The sequence below is a fragment of the Achromobacter sp. NPDC058515 genome, from assembly GCF_042721735.1.
In the GTDB taxonomy this organism is placed as follows: domain Bacteria; phylum Pseudomonadota; class Gammaproteobacteria; order Burkholderiales; family Burkholderiaceae_B; genus Achromobacter.
Map to the genome: position 1 here is coordinate 1 of NZ_JBHXNI010000021.1, position 20,991 is coordinate 20,991.

17 protein-coding genes are annotated in these 20,991 nt (G+C 64.7%); 12 read left to right on the forward strand and 5 right to left on the reverse strand.

What is annotated here, in order from left to right:
• Nucleotides 1–31 precede the first annotated feature (31 nt).
• Nucleotides 32–1,357, reverse strand: a complete 1,326-nt coding sequence (locus ACFWP0_RS26910; RefSeq protein ID WP_377847430.1) for an ABC transporter substrate-binding protein — start codon at nt 1,355–1,357, stop codon at nt 32–34.
• A 123-nt stretch (nt 1,358–1,480) separates the two neighbouring features.
• Entirely contained in the window at nt 1,481–1,903 is a 423-nt protein-coding gene (locus tag ACFWP0_RS26915; RefSeq protein ID WP_377847432.1) for a FlxA-like family protein, read from the reverse strand.
• Between the two features lie 136 nt (nt 1,904–2,039).
• Between ACFWP0_RS26915 and ACFWP0_RS26920 the strand changes: the two genes are divergently transcribed.
• Complete coding sequence (locus ACFWP0_RS26920) at nt 2,040–3,353, forward strand: solute carrier family 23 protein (protein WP_377847434.1); 1,314 nt, start codon at nt 2,040–2,042, stop codon at nt 3,351–3,353.
• 50 nt (nt 3,354–3,403) lie between these two features.
• Here the strand turns inward: ACFWP0_RS26920 and ACFWP0_RS26925 are convergent, their stop codons facing one another.
• The gene (locus ACFWP0_RS26925) at nt 3,404–5,023 is read right to left on the reverse strand and encodes a methyl-accepting chemotaxis protein (RefSeq protein WP_377847435.1); all 1,620 of its coding nucleotides are present in this window, start codon (nt 5,021–5,023) and stop codon (nt 3,404–3,406) included.
• A gap of 663 nt (nt 5,024–5,686) precedes the next feature.
• On the opposite strand from ACFWP0_RS26925, the gene greA reads away from it, so the two are divergent.
• Complete coding sequence (gene greA / locus ACFWP0_RS26930; protein WP_025139566.1) at nt 5,687–6,163, forward strand: transcription elongation factor GreA; 477 nt, start codon at nt 5,687–5,689, stop codon at nt 6,161–6,163.
• A 131-nt stretch (nt 6,164–6,294) separates the two neighbouring features.
• Here the strand turns inward: greA and ACFWP0_RS26935 are convergent, their stop codons facing one another.
• Entirely contained in the window at nt 6,295–6,897 is a 603-nt protein-coding gene (locus ACFWP0_RS26935; protein ID WP_377847438.1) for a YhbY family RNA-binding protein, read from the reverse strand.
• An 18-nt stretch (nt 6,898–6,915) separates the two neighbouring features.
• On the opposite strand from ACFWP0_RS26935, the gene ACFWP0_RS26940 reads away from it, so the two are divergent.
• From ACFWP0_RS26940 to ACFWP0_RS26960, 5 genes are all read left to right on the forward strand, one after another.
• Nucleotides 6,916–7,548, forward strand: a complete 633-nt coding sequence (locus tag ACFWP0_RS26940) for an RlmE family RNA methyltransferase (protein WP_377847439.1) — start codon at nt 6,916–6,918, stop codon at nt 7,546–7,548.
• Between the two features lie 215 nt (nt 7,549–7,763).
• Nucleotides 7,764–9,650: an ATP-dependent zinc metalloprotease FtsH gene (ftsH, locus tag ACFWP0_RS26945; protein ID WP_377847441.1), complete on the forward strand. Its 1,887-nt coding sequence runs from the start codon at nt 7,764–7,766 to the stop codon at nt 9,648–9,650.
• Between the two features lie 18 nt (nt 9,651–9,668).
• Nucleotides 9,669–10,514 carry a dihydropteroate synthase gene (folP, locus tag ACFWP0_RS26950; protein ID WP_377847443.1) on the forward strand — a complete coding sequence of 282 codons (846 nt, stop codon included), beginning with the start codon at nt 9,669–9,671 and terminating at the stop codon, nt 10,512–10,514.
• Nucleotides 10,511–11,854, forward strand: coding sequence for a phosphoglucosamine mutase (gene glmM, locus ACFWP0_RS26955; protein WP_377847445.1), 1,344 nt, complete (start codon nt 10,511–10,513; stop codon nt 11,852–11,854). The genes folP and glmM overlap by 4 nt, the downstream gene beginning before the upstream one ends.
• A gap of 217 nt (nt 11,855–12,071) precedes the next feature.
• Entirely contained in the window at nt 12,072–12,878 is an 807-nt protein-coding gene (locus ACFWP0_RS26960; protein WP_377847446.1) for a GNAT family N-acetyltransferase, read from the forward strand.
• A 162-nt stretch (nt 12,879–13,040) separates the two neighbouring features.
• On the opposite strand, the gene ppx is transcribed toward ACFWP0_RS26960, so the two are convergent.
• Entirely contained in the window at nt 13,041–14,528 is a 1,488-nt protein-coding gene (gene ppx / locus ACFWP0_RS26965; RefSeq protein ID WP_377847448.1) for an exopolyphosphatase, read from the reverse strand.
• 218 nt (nt 14,529–14,746) lie between these two features.
• On the opposite strand from ppx, the gene ppk1 reads away from it, so the two are divergent.
• The 5 genes from ppk1 to pstB all read left to right on the forward strand — a co-directional run bounded on the left by ppk1 (nt 14,747) and on the right by pstB (nt 20,963).
• Entirely contained in the window at nt 14,747–16,822 is a 2,076-nt protein-coding gene (gene ppk1, locus ACFWP0_RS26970; protein WP_377847449.1) for a polyphosphate kinase 1, read from the forward strand.
• Nucleotides 16,823–17,041: 219 nt separating this feature from the next.
• Nucleotides 17,042–18,082: a phosphate ABC transporter substrate-binding protein PstS gene (gene pstS / locus ACFWP0_RS26975; RefSeq protein ID WP_377847451.1), complete on the forward strand. Its 1,041-nt coding sequence runs from the start codon at nt 17,042–17,044 to the stop codon at nt 18,080–18,082.
• A gap of 158 nt (nt 18,083–18,240) precedes the next feature.
• Nucleotides 18,241–19,257: a phosphate ABC transporter permease subunit PstC gene (pstC, locus tag ACFWP0_RS26980; protein ID WP_377847453.1), complete on the forward strand. Its 1,017-nt coding sequence runs from the start codon at nt 18,241–18,243 to the stop codon at nt 19,255–19,257.
• A 26-nt stretch (nt 19,258–19,283) separates the two neighbouring features.
• Nucleotides 19,284–20,138, forward strand: coding sequence for a phosphate ABC transporter permease PstA (gene pstA, locus ACFWP0_RS26985; RefSeq protein WP_377847455.1), 855 nt, complete (start codon nt 19,284–19,286; stop codon nt 20,136–20,138).
• 48 nt (nt 20,139–20,186) lie between these two features.
• Nucleotides 20,187–20,963, forward strand: a complete 777-nt coding sequence (gene pstB, locus ACFWP0_RS26990) for a phosphate ABC transporter ATP-binding protein PstB (RefSeq protein WP_377847457.1) — start codon at nt 20,187–20,189, stop codon at nt 20,961–20,963.
• Nucleotides 20,964–20,991 lie beyond the last annotated feature (28 nt).

A 20,991-nucleotide genomic window follows, 5' to 3' on the forward strand; every position in this document is an offset into this window, starting at 1 on the left:
CGCCCGCCCGCCGCCGTCCGCGCCTTGCCGTTCAGAGCGCCGAGGCCGCTTTGGCCAGCTTCACGGCTTCTTCGTAGTTGGCGCGGGCGCGGCCGTTCCACTCGCCTTCCAGCTGGGTGATCTGCTGGTTCACGGCGGCGTCCTTCTTGTTGCCGGCAAAGATGGCCAGGAAGGCCGGGTCCGCCGCCTTCTTGCCGTCGACGAGCGGCGCCCAGGCCAGCTTGCGCGCCTGGTCCAGCAGTTCCGCGGCTCGGCCGCTCTTGGCCTTGTCGCCCAGCTTGGCTTCGGCGTCGTAGATGGCCTTGGTGGCCGCCTGCAGTTCCTTCAGCCGGAACGTGACGGTCTGGTCGTAGAGCGACTGCACGACGTAGTAGCGCGACTGGGACAGGTCGGCGTCGAACTGGACCTTGCTGCGCTTGGCGATTTCGGCCGGGTCGGGATAGCCCGGCGGAATCTTGCCGGCCAGCGCCGAGTAGGGCAGCACCGGCAGGCGGGAGATCTTCGGCTCCAGCAGCAGCTCCTGGCCCGCCTGGCTCAGCGTGAAGGCGATGAACTTCTTGCCTTCCTCGGTGTTCTTCGCGCCTTCGATGAGCGCGATGTTGGCCGGCACGATGGCGGTTTCGGAGGGGTAGACGAATTCAACCGGGAACTTGGAGTACTTGCTGGACAGGCCGAAGAAGTCGATGACCGGGCCGGCGCCGAACTGGCCGTTGTTCACGCCGTCGGGCACCCCGAAGGAGCGCTCGGTGACGGCGCTGCTGTTGCCCGACATGCGCAAGAGCGTGCGCCAGCCGTCGTCCCAGCCTTCGCCCTGCAGAATGGTCTCGACCGTCAGGTGCATTGTGCCCGAGCGCGAGGGCGAGGTGATGCCTACGTGGCCGAACCATTTCGGCGACAGCAGGTCCTTCCATTCCACCGGGGCGGGAATCTTGTGCGCCGCAATGTAGCGCGTGTTGTAGATGATGCCGTAGCCCGCCAGCGCCTGGCCCAGATACATGCCGCCGGGATCGTTGATGGGGTAGTTGCCGATCTTGTCCGGCACGTTCTTGTTCGCCACGTCGGACGACTTGACCAGCAGCTTGTCGCGGCCCAGCACCTCGAAGGCATCGGGCGCGCTGGCCCAGAACACCTCGGGCCGCTGGCCGGCGGGCGTCTCGCGCACATAGGCAATGCCGGACACGGTGTTCTTGTTCAGGATCTCCAGCGTGATGCCGGGGTTGGCCTTTTCAAACGCGGTCTTGTAGGCCTGGGTCAGGTCCTTGGGGAACGACGTGATCACCGTGACGGTGCCTGCCAGGGCGGGCGCCGCGCAGACGGCCAGCAGCGCCCCTGCAAGGGCTGTGCGCATTGCGTGCATGGTTTGTCTCCGTGGTTTTAGATTTGTTCGGAGACAGTACTGGGCGGTCCGCCAGGCGTCCAATCAGAAATTTTGATGCGGTCCATCATCGCGGACGCCTCGGGCAGGCGTCCGCGTCGCGCGCTACGCCGTGGCGGACACGCCGCCGCCCTGCGAGGCCCGGGCCTGCTGCGCCATCACCTGAGCGATCTGCCCCTGGATCTGCACCGCCTGGGCATTGAGCGCCAGCACTTGCTGCGCCTTCATTTCAGCCGGCATTCCGCTGGCCTTGACCTTGGCGATCTGGTCCATGATCCGCTTGAGCTGCTTCTGCAGTTCCTTGATCTGGCGGGTGTATTCGTCGTCGTTGTCGGTCTCTTCGGTTGCCGCGGCGCTGGCCGCGGCCATCCCCCCAGGATTGTTGATGCGGACCTTGCCGTCCGCGGTCAACGAGGTCGCCTCCTGGCTCGTGGAATTCCTGGCCTCTTTGTTGGCCTGGATGCGCTCGGCCCACAGATCGGCCAGGCTGTTGGTCCGGGAGATGCCGCTGATGGGATTGGTCGCCATGATTGCTCCTGCTGCCGGGATGGAATTTGGGGTTTCCACTGATACGGCATCTTTGGCTGAAACTTAAACGTTGCCGCCCCTTCGCGGCCCCATTTACACTGGCGCCCGCTCATACCCAATACCTACCGGGGAATCCATGTCCAATTCCTATTTTCCGCGCTGGCGCCTGGCGGACGACGCCGAGCCCGGCGTCATCATCGCGCCCGATGAAAGGCTGTCCTGGCCCAAGAACGTGGCCATGGGCGCCCAGCACGTGGTTGCGATGTTCGGCTCCACCGTGCTGGCGCCGTTGCTCATGGGCTTCGATCCCAACGTCGCCATCCTGATGTCGGGCATCGGCACGCTGATCTTCTTCCTGTTCGTGGGCGGGCGCGTGCCCAGCTACCTGGGATCCAGCTTCGCCTTCATCGGCGGGGTGATCGCGGTGACTGGCTATGCCGGCAGCGGCGCCAACGCCAATATCGGGGTGGCGCTGGGCGCCATCATCGCCTGCGGCCTGGCCTATACGCTGATCGGCGTGGTCGTCTGGATTGTCAACGCGCGCGCCGGGGGCGGGGCCAACTGGATCGACGCGCTCATGCCGCCCGTGGTGACGGGCGCGGTGGTCGCCGTGATCGGCCTGAACCTTGCGCCCATCGCGGCCAAGGGCGCGATGGGCGCCTCGGGCTTTGACAGCGTCATGGCGATGGTCACCATCGTGTGCGTGGGCGGCATCGCCGTGTACACCCGGGGCATGGTGCAGCGCCTGCTGATCCTGGTCGGCCTGATCCTGGCCTGCGTGGTTTACGCGGTGCTGGCCAATGGCCTAGGCTACGGCAAGCCCATCGATTTCTCCGCCGTATCGGCCGCCGCCTGGATCGGCCTGCCGCAATTCGCCGCGCCCGTGTTCAAGGCGGAAGCCATGGGCCTGATCGTGCCGGTCGCCATCATCCTGGTGGCCGAAAACCTGGGCCACGTGAAGGCCGTCAGCGCCATGACCGGGCGGGACCTGGACCGCTACCTGGGCCGCGCCTTCGTCGGCGACGGGGTGGCCACGATGGTCTCCGGCGCCGTGGGCGGCACCGGCGTCACGACCTACGCCGAGAACATCGGCGTGATGGCCGTGACCCGCATCTATTCCACGCTCGTCTTCGTGGTGGCCGCCCTGATCGCCATCGTGCTGGGCTTCTCGCCCAAGTTCGGCGCGCTGATCCAGACGATCCCGGCGCCCGTGCTGGGCGGCATGTCGGTCGTGGTGTTCGGCCTGATCGCCGTTGCCGGCGCCCGCATCTGGGTGGTCAACCAGGTCGACTTCAGCGACAACCGCAACCTCATCGTGGCCGCGGTCACGCTGGTGCTGGGCGCGGGCGATTTCACCGTCAAGCTGGGCAACTTCACGCTGGGCGGCATCGGCACCGCCACCTTCGGCGCCATCATCCTGTACGCCTTGCTGCGCCGCCGCGGGACGTAAATCCGCAGGCCGGCCGGGACGCGCACGCGCCCCGGCCAGGGCCGATGCGCCTAGGAGCGCGACAGCCTCGCGGCCAGCGCCGTCCGCGCAATCCGCTCGGGCGACGCCTCGATCACCTGCCCGGACTGCGTCTTGAACACGGCGGTGGCCTCAGCCAGGCGCCGCGCCTGTTCCTCCATCGCCGACGCCGCGGCCGAGGCCTCTTCCACCAGCGCCGCGTTCTGCTGCGTCACCTCGTCCATCTGCGAAATCGCCAGGCTGACCTGGTCGATGCCGCCGGCCTGCTGGGCCGACGCCGCCGAAATCTCCCCCATGATGTCCGCCACCCGCTGAACGGAAGCCACGATCTCCTGCATGGTCTGGCCGGCGGCGGCGACCTGCGCGGAACCCGTGGTCACCGTGTCCGCCGAGGCTTCGATCAGCGCCTTGATCTCCTTGGCAGCCTGCGCGGCGCGCTGCGCCAGCGTGCGCACTTCGCCCGCGACCACCGCGAAACCCTTGCCCTGTTCCCCGGCCCGCGCCGCCTCGACGGCCGCGTTCAGCGCGAGGATGTTGGTCTGAAAGGCGATGCTGTCGATCACCGACACGATGTCCGCGATCTTGCGCGAACTGTCCGAGATGCCTTGCATGGTCGCCACGACCTGCCCGACGTTGTGGCCGCCGCGCTGCGCCACGTCCATGCTGACCGCGGCCAGCTGATTGGCCTGGGCCGCGTTTTCGGCGTTCTGCTTGACGGTGGTGGCCAGTTCTTCCATGGTGGAGGCCGTCTCTTCCAGCGCCGCCGCCTGCTGTTCGGTGCGGGTGGACAGGTTGGCGTTGCCGGTGGCGATCTCCGCCGCGCCCACATTGATTTCCTCGACCCCGTGGCGCACGGACGTCACGGTCCGGGTCAGGCCCTCCTGCATGCGCTTTAGCGACGCGAACAGGGCGCCGATCTCGTTCTGGGAGCGGGTCTCGACCCGCTGCGTCAGGTCGCCGGCGGCGATGCGGTCGAAGTGCCTGCCCGCTTCCTGCAGGGGCAGCAGCACGCCGCGCCGGATGAAGGTCCAGCACAGCGCCGTCAGCAGCAGGGCGGCCGAAAGCAGGGCGATCGCCGAAATCCGCGCGGTGGAATAGGTCTTCTGCGAGCTCGCCAACACCCCGTCGCTGCGTTCCTGGACCCGCGCCAGGAAGACCTGCATGTCCTTGATGAAATTCGCATCCGCCTGGCGCACGCGCCCTTCGTCCTGCTGATACCTGGCGGGCGAGCGCTCCTTGATGGCGGCGGACAGCGCGTCCAGTATCGCGGTGTACTCCGTGTAGCGGGTCTGCAGCGTCAGCGCCAGGGCCTGGCCGCGTTCGCTCTTGGGCACTTCCATGTAGCGGGCAAACCGTTCGCGCGCCAGTTTGAGCTGACTGGCGGCGTCCTGTTCGGCCGTCGCGGCCTGTTCCGTGGCGCCCGTCTGCAGCGCCGCATTGGCCGCGCCCAGCGCCAGCCTTGCCCGCAGCAGCGCGGCATTGGCCTCGTAGAGCGGGTCGACCTGATGGACCGCCACGGTGTTCAGGTCCTCGATCTCGGTCATGCTGCGCTCAGCGTTCATCCAGCTCAATCCGCATGCCAGCGCCAGGGCGGTCACGAAGCACGCCAGCACCAGCAGCATTCCCGTACGGACTTTCAATTTTTCCAGCATGAGGGCTCCTCGTTCTTGAAAGCGATCCGCCGCACAGGGGACGGGCCGGGGCCGCGTGCCGCGCGGAGGACAGGCGGACGTCGTGCCGGGTGGCTGCGATGCGCCCGCCAGAATTGCAAACACGCAAAATCAATCGATTTCACGGCGGGTGTCCGCCGTGTCCCCCCGGGCCCAAGAAGAGAAACCTCTGCTTTCGGCCTATTTGTATTTAATTGTTATTAATGACTCAATTTGTTAGTTATACCTGTTTTATCGATATTGCCGGCTGGCTATTTGCGTAAACAGGGGGCGACGAACAGAATGGCCTATTCGCGAGTATCTTTTCCGCAACGCAATATGGGCGGAAATAATGCGGATGACGCCCGGCGCGCGCGGCAAGTCCCGCCGGTTCTCTGGCATCCTGGATGAAATGGCGGGTTTTAGCGGGTTACAGCGTCGAAATGCGTCGAAAACGACGTTTTCTCCAGTGGCTTGCAATTCCCGTGGACTTTGACCACAATATGACCTTGATTGCCCCGGTTCCGACCCGAGCCGGGGTTTTGTTTTGGTCGTCCGCGCCGCCCGTCACGTTACAAGCATCCGACGGCAAGCGAGCGCCAGGGTTACGACCTTCACCGAGAACGCTCCGTCGGGGCGTTTTTCTACTTTTGTTTGGGAAACGACATGTCTGCCATTCCTTTGACCGTGCGCGGGGCCGAGCGCTTGCAAGAAGAGCTCCAGCGGCTGAAAACCGTGGAACGTCCTGCCGTGATTAACGCCATCGCTGAGGCGCGCGCGCAGGGTGATCTGTCGGAAAATGCCGAATACGACGCCGCTCGCGAGCGCCAAGGCTTTATCGAGGGCCGGATTGCTGAACTTGAAGGCACGCTTTCCAATGCCCACCTGATCGACCCCTCTTCCCTGGAGGCCGAAGGCCGCGCCGTGTTTGGCGCAACCGTCGACATCGAGGACCTGGATTCGGGCGATCGCGTGACGTACCAGATCGTCGGCGACGTTGAAGCCGATATCAAGTCGAACCTGATTTCCGTGTCGAGCCCGGTGGCGCGCGCGTTGATCGGCAAGAGCGAAGGCGATGTCGTCGAGGTCAAGGCCCCGGCTGGCGTTCGCGAATATGAAGTCCTGGGCGTGCGTTACATCTGACGCAAACGCCCTAAGCTGTAAAAACTGTCAAAACACCATAGCCTGAACCCTGCGTTCGTCTGAATTCCGCGGTACATTGCGGATCGCTATGGTGGACCGGGCGCGTAAAGCGCCCGTTTTTGTGCCCGGCCTTACCTTTTCGACGTCTTGCGGCTGGTGCCGCTGCGTGCCCCGGCCCGCAGGCTGAGCGCGCTGCCGGCGCGGCGGGGAATGCCGTGACCGCCCGAGGTTGCGCGCTTGTTGCTGGGACGCATGGGCTTGCCGTTCTTGTTGAGCTCGTCCTGGGGCACATAGCGCGTCTTTGCCGGCTTGGGCTCTTCGGATTCGCTGCGGCGCGGACGCTTGGACAGGGTCTTGCCTTCGGCGGCCAGCTTCTTGGGCGTGTACGGCTCGGAGGCGCGGCGCTTGGGCGGACGCTCGGGCTCCATGGCGGCCAGCGCGGCGGGCTTGACGTTGCCGGCCAGCGGGCGGAAAAGAATCAGGGTCTTGCCCAGGTGGTGCACCGGGGCGCAGGATAGCGTGTCGCAGATGGTCGACAGCATGGCATCGCGGGCCTCGCGGTCTTCGCCGCCGGCACGGACCTTGATGAGGCCGTGCGAAGACAGTGCCAGGTCGATTTCCTTGAGCACGGCTTCAGTCAGGCCATTGTCGCCAATCAGGACGACGGGGCGCAGAGGGTGAGCGGCGGACCGAAGGTCGCTGCGCTCACGAGAGGTAAGTTCTAATATAGGCATGCGTGGAATTGTACGGTAATGGCCAAGAATAAATTCTCTAAAGACTGGATTCACCAGCACATCAACGATCCCTATGTGAAGCTGGCGCAACAGAAGGGCTACCGGGCCCGCGCCGCCTTCAAGCTGATCGAGATCCTCGACACCGAAAAGCTGATGCGCCGGGGAGACCTGGTCATCGACCTGGGCTCGGCGCCCGGAAGCTGGTCCCAAGTGGCGCGCGAGCGCCTGGCCGGGCCAGGCGGGGTCGTGGATGGACGTATTATCGCGCTGGACCTGCTGCCGATGGAACCGGTCGCGGGGGTGGAGTTCATCCAGGGCGACTTCCGCGACGACGAGGTCCTGCAACAATTGGAAGAGATGGTCGGATCTCGCGCGGTGGACCTTGTTATTTCAGACATGGCCCCCAACTTGTCAGGCGTGGGTATTGCCGACTCCGCGCGCATCCAGCATGTGTGCGAGCTGGCGATGGAATTTTCCTGCGCCCATTTGAAGCCCAATGGGGCGCTGATCGTCAAGGCCTTCCACGGCAGCGGCTTTTCGCAGATCGTGCAGTCCTTCAAGCAGCGCTTCAAGCGGGTGGTCGAACGCAAGCCGAAGGCATCACGGGACAAATCCTCTGAAACCTTTCTGGTGGCGCGCGATCTGAAATGACCCTGCCCTGGGCATGTCGCCCGGGACCTGGAAAAACCCACCGGCCTGCCGAGACAACGACCAGAAAACTCACGAATCAAATGTAATTAAATGGGTCCCACGCCTGCCAGGACGCAACTCCGTCTGACAGGGTAGAATGGGCTATTGACATACTTGTGACTGTGCCATACGCGGGTGCACAGTCGCCGGTCGGAATCGAAAGCAGGAGATCGACCTTGAATAATTCATTTTCCAAAGTCGCTGTCTGGATGGTGATAGCCCTGGTGCTGTTCACCGTCTTCAAACAGTTCGACGGACGCGCTCAGACCCAGGACGGCGTGACCTACACGCAGTTCATGGACGACGCCAAGGCGGGACGTATCCGCAAGGTCGACGTTCAAGGCGATGTGCTGTACGTCACCCCCGATGCGGGCCGCGCCTACACGCTGACTTCGCCCGGCGACCTCTGGATGGTCTCCGATCTGCTGAAGTTCGGCGTGCAGGTTTCGGGCAAGCCGCGTGAAGAGCAGTCGCTCCTGATGAGCATCTTCGTGTCGTGGTTCCCCATGCTGCTGCTGATCGGCGTCTGGGTGTTCTTCATGCGCCAGATGCAGGGCGGCGGCAGGGGCGGCGCATTCAGCTTCGGCAAATCGCGCGCCCGGATGCTCGACGAAAACACCAACCAGATCACGTTCGCCGACGTTGCGGGCTGCGATGAAGCCAAGGAAGACGTCCAGGAACTGGTCGATTTCCTGCGCGATCCCAGCAAGTTCCAGAAGCTGGGCGGCCGCATTCCGCGCGGCGTGCTGATGGTCGGTTCGCCCGGCACCGGCAAGACGCTGCTGGCCAAGGCCATCGCGGGCGAAGCCAAGGTTCCTTTCTTCAGCATCTCCGGCTCGGACTTCGTTGAAATGTTTGTCGGCGTGGGCGCGGCCCGTGTCCGCGACATGTTCGAGAACGCCAAGAAGCACGCTCCCTGCATCATCTTCATCGACGAAATCGATGCGGTGGGCCGTCAGCGCGGCGCCGGCCTGGGTGGCGGCAACGACGAGCGCGAACAGACCCTGAACCAGATGCTGGTTGAAATGGACGGCTTCGAATCCGGCCAGGGCGTGATCGTGATCGCCGCGACCAACCGTCCCGACGTGCTGGATCCGGCGCTGCTGCGTCCGGGCCGCTTTGACCGCCAGGTCGTGGTGCCGCTGCCCGATATCCGCGGCCGCGAGCAGATCCTGAAGGTCCACATGCGCAAGGTCCCGCTGTCGCCCAACGTCGACGCGACCATCCTGGCGCGCGGCTGCCCGGGCTTCTCCGGCGCCGATCTGGCCAACCTGGTCAACGAGGCCGCGCTGTTCGCCGCCCGCCGCAATGGCCGCACGGTGGATATGTCCGACTTCGAAAAGGCCAAGGACAAGATCATCATGGGCGCCGAGCGCCGCTCCATCGTCATGCCCGAAGAGGAACGCAAGAACACCGCGTACCACGAATCCGGCCACGCGATCGTTGCGCGCCTGTTGCCCAAGACCGACCCGGTCCACAAGGTCACCATCATCCCCCGCGGCCGCGCCCTGGGCGTGACGATGCAGTTGCCCGAAACCGACCGCTACAGCATGGACAAGGGCCGCTTGCTGTCCACCATCGCTGTGCTGTTTGGCGGCCGTATCGCCGAAGAGCTGTTCATGGACCAGATGACGACGGGCGCCTCGAATGACTTCGAACGCGCCACCGCCATCGCCCGCGACATCGTCACGCGCTACGGCATGACCGACGAACTGGGCCCCATGGTCTACGCCGAGAACGAAGGCGAAGTCTTCCTGGGCCGCAGCGTCACCAAGACGACCCACATGTCCGAAGCCACCATGCAGAAGGTGGACACCGAGATCCGCCGCATCATCGACGAGCAATACAGCGTCGCGCGCAAGATCCTGGAAGACAATCGCGACAAGGTCGAAGTGATGACCGCCGCGCTGCTCGAATGGGAAACCATCGACGCCGACCAGATCAACGACATCATCGAGGGCCGCCCCCCGCGTCCCCCGAAGACGCCGCAAGGCCCGTCGGATACGTCCGACACGCCGCCGACCGGCCTGGCGACAGGCGGCAGCACGGCAGCCGCGGTCTGAGGTTCTTCGTTCTGGTTTATGGCAAATAACTTTCTTTGCGGGCGCTTCGAGTTTGATCTCGAGCGCCCGCTTGTCATGGGCATCGTCAACGTCACGCCGGATTCCTTTTCCGACGGCGGCCAGCACGACGATACCGATTCCGCGGTGGCGCATGCGCGCCAATTGATCGAAGAGGGTGCCCAGATCCTGGATCTGGGCGGCGAGTCCACGCGCCCGGGGGCCGACCCGGTATCCGTGGCGGACGAGCTGGCCCGGCTGCTGCCGGTGGTGGAGGCGTTGCGCGATTGCGGCGTTCCGCTGTCCATCGATACCTTCAAGCCGGAAGTCATGCGCGCGACGCTGGACGCCGGCGCCGACATGATCAATGACATTTATGGCTTCAGGCAGCCGGGCGCGATCGAGGCGGTGACGCAATCGCGCTGCGGGCTGTGCGTGATGCACATGAAGGGCGAGCCCCGCACCATGCAGGCCGCTCCGCCCGAGTACACCGATCTGATCGGTGAAATCGGGCTATTCCTGGGGGCGCGCGCGCAGAAGCTGCGCGCGGCCTGGATCGATCCTCGCCGTATCGTGCTTGATCCGGGCTTCGGCTTCGGCAAGACCGGCGACCAGAACTTTCAACTGCTGCGCAGGCTTTCCAGCTTGCGCAGCACCGGTTATCCATTGCTGATCGGCTTGTCGCGTAAAACCATGATAGGCCAGGCCACGGGCCGGCCGGTGGGCGACAGGCTGCCCGGCAGCATTGCCGCTGCCCTTGCCTGCGTGGCGCGTGGCGCGTCCATCGTGCGTGTGCACGATGTCGCCGCCACGGTGGATGCGCTTAAGGTATGGCAGGCGGCTGAACAAGGAGCTATCAGTTCATGATTCGACGCAAGTATTTCGGTACCGATGGAGTGCGCGGTGAAGTAGGCGGTCCGGTGATCAATCCCGAGTTCGCCCTGCGCCTGGGCTACGCGGCCGGCCGCGTGCTGGCGCGCGAGCACGCCGCGCGCGGCGGCAGCCGCCCGCAGGTGGTGATCGGCAAGGACACCCGGATCTCGGGCTACATGCTGGAGTCCGCCCTGGAAGCCGGCCTGTCGGCCGCCGGCATCGACGTGCTGCTGGCCGGTCCGGTTCCCACGCCGGCCGTGGCCTACCTCACGCGGGCCCTGCGCCTGGTGGCCGGCATCGTGATCAGCGCATCGCACAATCCGTACCAGGACAACGGCATCAAGTTCTTTTCGGCGCAAGGCATGAAGCTGCCGGACGAAATCGAGGCGGATATCGAGGCCGCGCTCGACGAGCCGCTGGGTTGCGTCAGCTCGGAAGGGCTGGGCCGGGCGCGCCGCATGGGCGACGCCCAGGGCCGCTACATCGAATTCTGCAAGAGCACCTTCCCCAACGACCTGGACCTGAACGGCATGGCGATCGTGGTGGACGCCGCTCACGGCGCCGCCTACAACATCGCGCCGCACGTCTTCCGCGAATTGGGCGCTGAAGTGCACGCGATCGGCGTGCACCCGGACGGCTTCAACATCAACAAGGGCGTGGGCGCGCTGCACCCCGAACTGCTGGCCAAGGAAGTGAAGGCCCGCGGCGCGAAATTGGGCATTGCGCTGGACGGCGACGCCGACCGCCTGCAGATGGTGGACGGAGAAGGGCGCATCTACAACGGCGACGAACTCATGTACGCCATCGTGCGCGAGCGCATGCAGCGCGGCAAGGTTGATGGCGTGGTGGGCACGCTCATGACCAACTTCGGCTTCGAGCGCGAAATGAAGCGCCTGGGCGTGGGCTTCGAGCGCGCCAATGTGGGCGACCGCTACGTGCTGGAGCAAATGCAGTCGCGCGGCTGGCTCTACGGCGGCGAAAGCTCCGGCCACCTGCTGTGCCTGGACTGCCATTCCACCGGCGACGGCATTGTGGCCGCGCTGCAGGTCCTGACCGCGCTGCGCCGCAATTCGGTGCAGCTGGGCGAGTGGGTGCGCGATCTGCGCATGTACCCCCAGAAGATGATCAACGTGCCGCTGACGCCGGGACAGGACTGGAAAACGCACGCCGGCCTGACCGCCGCGCGCCAGGCGGTCGAGGCCGAACTGGACGGGCGGGGCCGGATTCTCATCCGCGCTTCGGGCACCGAACCCAAGCTGCGGTTGATGGTTGAAGCCGAGGACGAGGCCCTGGCGGTCGCTTGCGCCGAGAAGCTTGCGGCAAGCCTGGGGTAAACCCGGAGTTTTCGATTTAATATGAGGGCCACGCGTCGCGAGTCGATGCGTGGCCCTTGCTTATTTACCGGCTGTATTTATTTGTAAAGTTTCGTCGAAAGCTGTGGGAAGTGGACGGATCTGCCCCGATCTAAACTTCATAGTCACGTAACATATTGGTCAAGTCTTTGACATACAGGGCGTCCACACTGGCTGGACTCTCTAGGAGCTTCGCGCAATGCTGGAACTAGCACGCATCAACCCGAGCCGTAATGCCGCTGAACCTTGGACGGGCGCCGCCCCGAAGGTGCTGGCGGTCGGCCTGGCGCGCACGGCCGAAGAAATCGAGCAGATTCAACGCCTGCGCTACGACGTCTTCACCGAGGATATGGGCGCGGTGTTTCCCGATGCCCAGGACGGCATCGAGCAAGATCGCTTCGACCCGTACTGCGAACACCTGATGGTCCGCGAAATCGATACCGGCCGGGTCGTCGGCACGTACCGGATCCTGACGCCGGAAAAGGCGCGGGAGGCGGGCGGATACTATTCGCAGTCCGAATTCGACCTGTCCGGCCTGGGCCCGATCCGCGACGAGCTCGTGGAGGTCGGCCGGTCCTGCACGCATGCCGACTACCGCGGCGGCGCGGTCATCATGCTGCTGTGGTCCGGCCTGGCGGAATACCTGCGCCGCGGCGGCTACCAGTATGTGCTGGGCTGCGCCAGCGTGAGCCTGCGCGATGACGGCGTCACTGCCGCCGAAGTATGGCGCACCATCTCCAAGCATCTGCCCCAGGGCGACGAGCCCCGCGTGGCGCCGCTGCACCGCTACCCGGTGGAAAAGCTCAACAGCACCTTGCCGGCGCGCGTTCCGCCGCTGATCAAGGGCTACTTGAAGCTGGGCGCAAAGGTCTGTGGCGAGCCCGCCTGGGACCCGGATTTCAATGCCGCGGACTTCCCGGTGCTGCTGAAGATGGACCGCATGGATGAGCGCTACCGCCGCCATTTCGGCCTGGACCAGCCGGCCGCCGTCAACGGTCAGCGCTGAGCATCATGCGCCGCCTGTTCCGCCGGATGACAATCAGATTGATACGGCGGGCCACTCGGCCTTTGCGCATGGAGCTCAAGCAGCTCGAGCGCGAAACGGATCTGTCGCCGTTTTAGGAATCCAGGGCGGGGAGGGCGCAAACGCCTTTCCCGCCCTGTGTCGTCAGAACTCCAGCAGTTCGAACGAAAACCCGACCTTGTTCCATTCCGCCTCTTCGGCGCGCAGCGTGAAATCGCTCAGGGGGTGCTGGGCGAGCCATTCGCGGTTGACGCGCACGACGATGGAGTTCTCGCGCACCGAGGCGGTCAGCGGCAGGGGGTCGATCTCGCCGCGGCGGCGGAACAGCAGCACCGCCAGCCGCAGGCTGAGGATGGCCTTCCATTGCGCGCGGCTGCGCGCCAGCGGTTCCAGTTTGCCCAGCTTGCCCTGGTGGCCCAGCGCCAGCAGCGCCAGCAATTGCTGGTCCGCCCGCGAGAACCCTGGCATGTCGGCGTTCTCCAGCACGTAGGCCGTGTGCTTGTGATATGCGTTGTGGGCGATGGACAGGCCCACTTCGTGCAGGTCGGCCGCCCAGCCCAGCGCCGGCCGCAGCTCGGCGCGTTCCGGGCCGTCGGACACCATGGCGTCGAACAGGCTCAGCGCGGCGTGGTGCACGCGGCGGGCCTGGTTGATGTCCACGTGGTAGCGCTTCATGAACTGGCGCACGGATTCGTCGCGCTTGTCGTGCTCGTCGTCGCGTCCCAGCAGGTCATACAGCACGCCCAGGCGCAGCGCGCCGTCGCCGGTGTGCATGACGTCGATGCCCAGCTCGTCAAAGAGCGCGCTCATGATGGCCAGCCCGCCGGGCAGCACGTCGGCGCGCTCGATCTTGATGCCGGGCAGCTCGGACGGGATGACGCGGCCCGAACGCACGATGCGGTCTTTCAGCTTGGTCAGGCCCGCGCGCGTGATGCCCCGGTCGGAGAAACGGCATTCGGTCAGGATGGCGAACAGCGCCTTGGCGGTGCCCGACGAGCCGTAGGCTTCCTTCCAGCCCGTCTTGCGGTACTGCTTGGCGATGACTTCGATTTCGCGGCGGGCGGCCAGCTCCGCCTGCTTCATCTGGTGGGCGTCCACCACGCCGTCCGAGAAGAACTGGCGGCTGTAGCTGACGCAGCCCATGTACAGCGAGGACATCAGGCCGGGTTCGTGGCCCTTGCCGATGATGACTTCGGTCGATCCGCCGCCGATGTCGATGACCAGGCGCTTGTTGGGCGACGGGGGCAGCGTGTGGACCACCCCGGAGAAAATCAGGCGGGCTTCTTCGCGGCCGGCGATGACTTCGATGGGAAAGCCCAGCGCGGCCTCGGCCCGGGGCAGGAAGTCGCGGGTATTGCGGGCGACGCGGAACGTATTGGTGGCGACCGCGCGGACCCGGTTGGGATGGAAGCTGCGCAGGCGGTCGCCGAATCGCTCCAGCACGGCGATGGCCCGTTCGATGGCGTCGTCGCCAAGCCGTTTTTCGGCGTCTAGGCCAGCGGCCAGCCGGACGGTTTCCTTGAGGCGGTCGATCTGATAGATCTGGGGCGTACCGTCCTGTTGAACGATGCGTCCGATGGAGAGGCGAAAGCTGTTGGACCCGAGGTCCACCGCGGCCAGAAGTTGATCCATGCGGCTCGTAATATTGTCTGAGAGGTGGCCTGATTATAGAGACCCCATGTGACAGCGCCCCGCCATGCGGGTTTTCGCTTATGGAACAGGGGGTTGGACGGATGAGGCCTGCGCGCTATACGTCCCGGATTTGACGTACGCTACGGTGTTGGCGTTGTCATAGAACCGTCACTTTTTTGCAGTAAAACTCCACGCTCTCCCTACGTATGGAATCCGGTATGACCACACGCCCGCCTGGCGAGCCTTTGCTCCTGAATCGCGAGTTGTCGCTGCTCAAATTCAACGAACGCGTGCTGGCGATGGCGGAGAACCCGAAGACGCCCTTGCTGGAGCGGCTGCGCTACGTGTGCATCGTCAGCTCCAACCTGGATGAGTTCTTCGAGATCCGGATTTCCAGCCTGAAAGAGCAGCAGCGCCAGTCTCCGAATCTGGTCGGGCCCGACGGCATGACGCCGGACCAGGCGTTCGAAAACGTCCAGCAGGCGGTGCATGAACTGGTCAGGCGCCAGTACAACCTGCTCAACGACGAGATCCTGCCGGCCATGCAGGCCGAAGGCATCACGCTGCATCACGCGTCCGAATGGAACCCGCAGCAGCAGGAATGGGCGCGCAACGTGTTCAACCGCGACGTGATGCCGCTCCTGACGCCCATCGGGCTGGATCCGGCGCACCCTTTTCCCCGCGTCTACAACAAGAGCCTGAACTTCATCGTGTCGCTGGCGGGGGCCGACGCCTTCGGTCGCCAGGCGTCGATCGCGGTCGTGCAGGCGCCGCGCGCCCTGCCGCGCCTGATCAAGATGCCGCCGGAGCTTTCCGGCCATCCCGAAGGCTACATCCTGCTCACTTCCTTGCTGCGCGCCTTCGTGGGCGAGCTGTTTCCGGGCCTTGAGATGCTGGGCTGCTACCAGTGGCGGGTCACGCGCAACAGCGACCTGTTCGTGGACGAGGAAGAAGTCACCAACCTGCGCCATGCGCTGCAGGGCGAGCTCTCGCAGCGCAACTTCGGCGCCGCCGTGCGCCTGGAGATCGACAAGCTGACGCCCGTCGAGCTGGAGAACTTCCTGCAGCGGGAGTTCTCGCTCAAGCCCGACGACACCTACCGGGTGCCCGGACCGGTGAACCTGTCGCGCCTGATGCAGCTGTGCAACTCGGCGGCGCGGCCCGACCTGCTGTTTCCCGACTACCGCGCGCCCGTGCCGGCGCCTTTCGACCGGGTGGGCGACAAGCCGGCCGACCTGTTCGAGGCCGTGGCCGAGCAGGACCGCCTGCTGCACCATCCCTATCAGTCATTCCAGCCCGTCATCGACTTCCTGACCGCCGCCGCGCTGGATCCTGACGTGATGGCCATCAAGCAGACCATCTACCGCACCGGCGAGGATTCCGAGCTGATGAAGATCCTGCTGGCCGCCGCGCGCGCCGGCAAGGAGGTGACAGTGGTGGTGGAGCTGATGGCGCGATTTGACGAGCAGACCAACATCAACTGGGCGTCCAAGCTGGAAGAGGTGGGCGCGCACGTGGTGTATGGCGTGGTGGCGCACAAAACGCACGCCAAGATGGCGGTGGTGCTGCGCCGCGAAAAAGGGCGCCTGCGGCGCTACGCCCACCTGGGCACCGGCAACTATCACCCGCGCACGGCGCGCCTCTACACCGATTTCGGGCTGCTGACGGCGGATCCGAAGCTGTGCGAGGACATGGACAAGGTGTTCGCCCAGCTGACCGGGCTGGGCGCGCGCCGCTCGCTCAAGGCGCTGATGCAGTCCCCCTTCACCATGCACGACGGCATGGTGGCGCTGATACGGGCGGAAGCCCGCGCCGCCAAGGCGGGCAAGCGTTCGCGCATCATGGCCAAGATGAATTCGCTGCTGGAAGAGCAGGTCATCGAGGAACTCTACAAGGCCGGGCAGGCGGGCGTGAAGATCGACCTGATCGTGCGCGGCGTGTGCGCGCTGCGCGCCGGCGTGCCGGGGCTGTCCGAGAACATCCGGGTGCGCTCCATCGTGGGCCGCTTCCTGGAGCATTCCCGGGTCTTTTATTTCTATGCGGACGGCGAAGAAACCGTGTATCTGTCGTCGGCCGACTGGATGGACCGCAATTTCTTCCGCCGCGTGGAAATCGCCTTCCCCATCTACGACAAGACGCTGAAGAAGCGCGTGATCGACGAAGCCTTCACCTACGCGCTGCGCGACAACCAGCTGGCGTGGCAGCAACAGCAGGATGGGGACTACGCTCGCGTCAAGAGCCGCCGCGAGCCCTTCAACCTGCACCTGTACCTGATGCAGAAGCTGGGCGTGTAGGCCCGACTGTCATAAAAGGGGTTTGTCCCTTAATGTGCCGGCCGCCCAGGAGTCCACGGGGCGGCCGGCGCATTTTGGGGGCAATCGCGGGTGTCGCATGAACCGTATGTGACTGTCACTATCTTGTCACGTTGGACTTCTAATATGCGAGGGTCGCTGAAAGACAGGCAGTAACCAAAGCCTGCCAAGACTCCTCTAACGAGCACAGAAGGAACCCAGATGTTCAAACGTGTCTTCAAGCAAGTTTCCCTGGGCGTCGCGCTGAGCGCCGCCGTGTTTGCCGTCCAGGCCGCCGATGTCACCGGCGCCGGCGCATCGTTCCCGTACCCCATCTACGCCAAGTGGGCGTCCGACTACAAGGCGGCGACCAACAACGCGGTGAACTACCAGTCCATCGGTTCGGGCGGCGGCCAGCAGCAGATCATCGCCAAGACCGTCGATTTCGGCGCCTCGGATGATCCGATGAAGGCAGCCGACCTGGAAAAGAACGGCCTGCTGCAGTTCCCCGCCGTGATCGGCGGCACCGTGGCCGTGGTGAACATCGACGGCGTCGAGCCGGGCAAGATGAAGCTGTCGGGCAAGGTCCTGGGCGACATCTTCCTGGGCAAGATCAAGAAGTGGGACGACGCCGCCATCAAGGCGCTGAACCCCGACGTGAAGCTGCCTTCGGCCGACATCATCGTCGTCCACCGCTCTGACGGCTCGGGCACGACCTTCGGCTGGACGAACTACCTGTCCAAGGTTTCGCCGGAATGGAAGGCTCAGGTTGGCGAAGGCAAGGCTGTCAAGTGGCCCACCGGCCAGGGCGGCAAGGGCAACGAAGGCGTCGCCGCCTACGTCGGCCAGCTGAAGAACTCGATCGGCTACGTCGAATACGCCTACGCCAAGCAGAACAAGCTGGCCTGGACGCAGTTGCAGAACAAGGACGGCAAGTTCGTCCAGCCCGAACAGAAGGCGTTTGCCGCCGCGGCCGCCAACGCCGACTGGAAGAGCGCGCCGGGCATGGGCGTGGTCCTGACCGACGAGCCGGGCGCCGATTCCTGGCCCGTCACCGCCGCCACCTTCATCCTGATCCACAAGTCGCAAGACAAGCCGGCTCAGGGCAAGGCGGTCCTGGACTTCTTCGACTGGACGTTCAAGAACGGCGCCAAGTCGGCTGAAGCCATGGACTACGTGCCGCTGCCGGAAGCCGTGACCAAGGAAATCCGCGCGGCCTGGGGCGAAGTCAAGTCCGCCGACGGCAAGGCCGTCTGGAAGTAAGGCGAGGGTAGCGCGGCTGGCGGGTGGCGGCATCGCCGCCCGCCAGCGCGCAACCTTTCAACCGGCAGCCCCCGATGGCCGATATCGGGCAGAAGGGGCCGCTGCACGCAACATGATCCCCCTGTTTTTCCCCCAGGTTTCCTAAGGAAAGTCCATCCATGAGCGCGGTAATGGATAATAGTGTGCCGCTTCCGCCCAGCGTGGCGGACTCCGTGACTACCGGCACGCCTTCGCCTATGAAGCAAACCAAAAACGCGCTGATGGATGCGCTGTTCAAGAATCTGACCCGCCTGTTCGCCTTTCTGGTGTTCATCCTGCTGGCGGCGATTCTTGTCTCCCTGATCTACGGCGCCCGCGAATCGCTGGCCAAATATGGCCTGTCGTTCCTGTGGCTCAATGACTGGGACCCCGTCAATTCGAACTACGGCGCCGTGGTGCCGATCATCGGCACCCTGCTGACATCGGCGATCGCGCTGATCATCGCCGTGCCGGTGTCCTTCGGCATCGCCATCTTCCTGACAGAGCTGTCGCCGACCTGGCTGCGCCGCCCCTTGGGCACCGCGATCGAAATGCTGGCGGCCATCCCGTCCATCATCTACGGCATGTGGGGCCTTTTCGTCTTTGTGCCGGTGTTCCAGCAGTATGTGCAGCCCTACCTGATCGCGACCCTGGGCAGCCTGCCCGTCATCGGCGGACTGTTCGCGGGGCCGCCGTTCGGCATTGGCATCTTCACGGCGGGCCTGATCCTGTCGATCATGATCATCCCGTTCATCGCGGCCGTCATGCGCGACGTGTTCGAACTGGTGCCTGCAATGCTGAAGGAATCGGCCTACGGCCTGGGCAGCACGACCTGGGAAGTGATGTGGCGCGTGGTGCTGCCCTTCACCAAGTCCGGCGTCATCGGCGGCATCATGCTCGGCCTGGGCCGCGCCCTTGGCGAGACCATGGCCGTCACCTTCGTGATCGGCAACGCATTCAAATGGTCCGGCTCGCTGTTCTCGCCAGGCAACTCGATCGCCTCCGCGCTGGCCAACGAATTCAATGAGGCGGGCGGCATACAGAAGGCGGCGTTGCTGGAACTGGGCCTGATCCTGTTCCTGATCACGACGATTGTGCTGGCCCTGGCCAAGATGCTGCTGGTTCGCCTGTCCGCCGGCGAAGGCAAGAAAACCTGACGCGCCCAGAGCACAAGGAAAAGACCATGGCTGTATCCGTACTCAATATGCAGAACGGCATCTATCGCCGGCGCCGCGCGATCAACCGCGTGATGCTCGCCGTGTCGATGGGAACGCTGGTGTTCGGCCTGTTCTGGCTGTTCTGGATCATCCTCACCCTGCTGATGAAGGGCGCGCCCGCGCTGTCGTACACGCTCTTCACCGAAATCACGCCGCCGCCGGGGCAAGCGGGCGGCCTGATCAACGCCATCCTCGGCAGCGTGATGATGGCCGGCGTGGGCACGCTGATCGGCACGCCGATCGGCATCCTGGCCGGCACGTACCTGGCCGAATACGGTCACCGCGGCTGGCTGGCGCCGGCCACGCGCTTCCTGAACGACGTGCTGCTGTCGGCGCCGTCCATCATCATCGGCCTCTTCATCTACGCGGTGTATGTGGCGCAGGTGGGGCATTACTCCGGCTGGGCCGGCGCGATCGCGCTGTCCATCCTGGTGATCCCGGTGGTGGTGCGCACGACCGACAACATGCTGATGCTGGTGCCCAACAGCCTGCGCGAAGCCGCGGCGGCGCTGGGCTGCCCCAAGTGGCGCATGATCACCCTGGTGTGCTATCGCGCCGCCAAGTCCGGCATCATCACCGGCGTGCTGCTGGCGATCGCCCGGATCTCCGGCGAGACCGCGCCGCTGCTGTTCACCGCGCTGTCCAACCAGTTCATGTCGCTGAACATGAACGGGCCGATGGCCAACCTGCCGGTCGTCATCTACCAATACGCCGCCAGCCCCTTCAAGGACTGGAACAACCTGGCCTGGGCCGGGGCTACGCTGATTACGCTGCTGGTGCTGGGCATCAACATCATTGCCCGCAACCTGTTCCGCAAATAAAGATCGCATTGCCGGCGCGCTGGGCGCGCCGGAGCCAAGGGAAACCAAATGGAAAATATCGCTACCGCCGTCAAGAACAAGATCGAGGTCAAGGACCTGAACTTCTACTACGGCAAGTTCCATGCGATCCGCAATGTGAACATGTCGATCCAGGAGAAGAAGGTCACGGCCTTCATCGGACCGTCGGGTTGCGGCAAGTCGACGCTGCTGCGCACGTTCAACCGCATGTTCGAGCTGTACCCGGGCCAGCGCGCCGAGGGCGAGATCATCCTGGACGGCGAGAACCTGCTGACGGCCAAGACCGACATTTCGCTGATCCGCGCCAAGATCGGCATGGTGTTCCAGAAGCCCACGCCGTTCCCCATGAGCATCTACGACAATATCGCCTTCGGCGTGCGCCTGTTCGAGCGCCTGTCCAAGGGCGAGATGGACGAGCGCGTGGAATGGGCGCTGAGCAAGGCGGCGCTGTGGAACGAAGTGAAGGATAAGCTGCACCAGAGCGGCAACAGCCTGTCGGGCGGCCAGCAACAGCGCCTGTGCATCGCGCGCGGCGTGGCCATCAAGCCGGAAGTGCTGCTGCTGGACGAGCCGTGCTCGGCGCTGGATCCGATTTCCACCGCCAAGATCGAAGAACTGATCGCCGAGCTGAAGAACGACTACACGGTCGTGATCGTGACCCACAACATGCAGCAGGCCGCGCGCTGCTCGGACTACACCGCCTACATGTACCTGGGCGAGCTGATGGAATTCGGGCAGACCGACCAGATCTTCGTGAAGCCCTCCCGCAAGGAAACCGAAGACTACATCACGGGCCGCTTCGGCTGATCCCTTCAGGCTCTACCGCAGGCTCAAA

Coding starts and splice junctions, on each gene's coding strand:
- ACFWP0_RS26910 (WP_377847430.1), bottom strand. CDS start 1,357: ATGCACGCAATGCGCACAGCCCTTGCAGGGGCGCTGCTGGCCGTCTGC.
- ACFWP0_RS26915 (WP_377847432.1), bottom strand. CDS start 1,903: ATGGCGACCAATCCCATCAGCGGCATCTCCCGGACCAACAGCCTGGCC.
- ACFWP0_RS26920 (WP_377847434.1), top strand. CDS start 2,040: ATGTCCAATTCCTATTTTCCGCGCTGGCGCCTGGCGGACGACGCCGAG.
- ACFWP0_RS26925 (WP_377847435.1), bottom strand. CDS start 5,023: ATGCTGGAAAAATTGAAAGTCCGTACGGGAATGCTGCTGGTGCTGGCG.
- greA (WP_025139566.1), top strand. CDS start 5,687: ATGTCTGCCATTCCTTTGACCGTGCGCGGGGCCGAGCGCTTGCAAGAA.
- ACFWP0_RS26935 (WP_377847438.1), bottom strand. CDS start 6,897: ATGCCTATATTAGAACTTACCTCTCGTGAGCGCAGCGACCTTCGGTCC.
- ACFWP0_RS26940 (WP_377847439.1), top strand. CDS start 6,916: ATGGCCAAGAATAAATTCTCTAAAGACTGGATTCACCAGCACATCAAC.
- folP (WP_377847443.1), top strand. CDS start 9,669: ATGGCAAATAACTTTCTTTGCGGGCGCTTCGAGTTTGATCTCGAGCGC.
- glmM (WP_377847445.1), top strand. CDS start 10,511: ATGATTCGACGCAAGTATTTCGGTACCGATGGAGTGCGCGGTGAAGTA.
- ACFWP0_RS26960 (WP_377847446.1), top strand. CDS start 12,072: ATGCTGGAACTAGCACGCATCAACCCGAGCCGTAATGCCGCTGAACCT.
- ppx (WP_377847448.1), bottom strand. CDS start 14,528: ATGGATCAACTTCTGGCCGCGGTGGACCTCGGGTCCAACAGCTTTCGC.
- ppk1 (WP_377847449.1), top strand. CDS start 14,747: ATGACCACACGCCCGCCTGGCGAGCCTTTGCTCCTGAATCGCGAGTTG.
- pstS (WP_377847451.1), top strand. CDS start 17,042: ATGTTCAAACGTGTCTTCAAGCAAGTTTCCCTGGGCGTCGCGCTGAGC.
- pstC (WP_377847453.1), top strand. CDS start 18,241: ATGAGCGCGGTAATGGATAATAGTGTGCCGCTTCCGCCCAGCGTGGCG.
- pstA (WP_377847455.1), top strand. CDS start 19,284: ATGGCTGTATCCGTACTCAATATGCAGAACGGCATCTATCGCCGGCGC.
- pstB (WP_377847457.1), top strand. CDS start 20,187: ATGGAAAATATCGCTACCGCCGTCAAGAACAAGATCGAGGTCAAGGAC.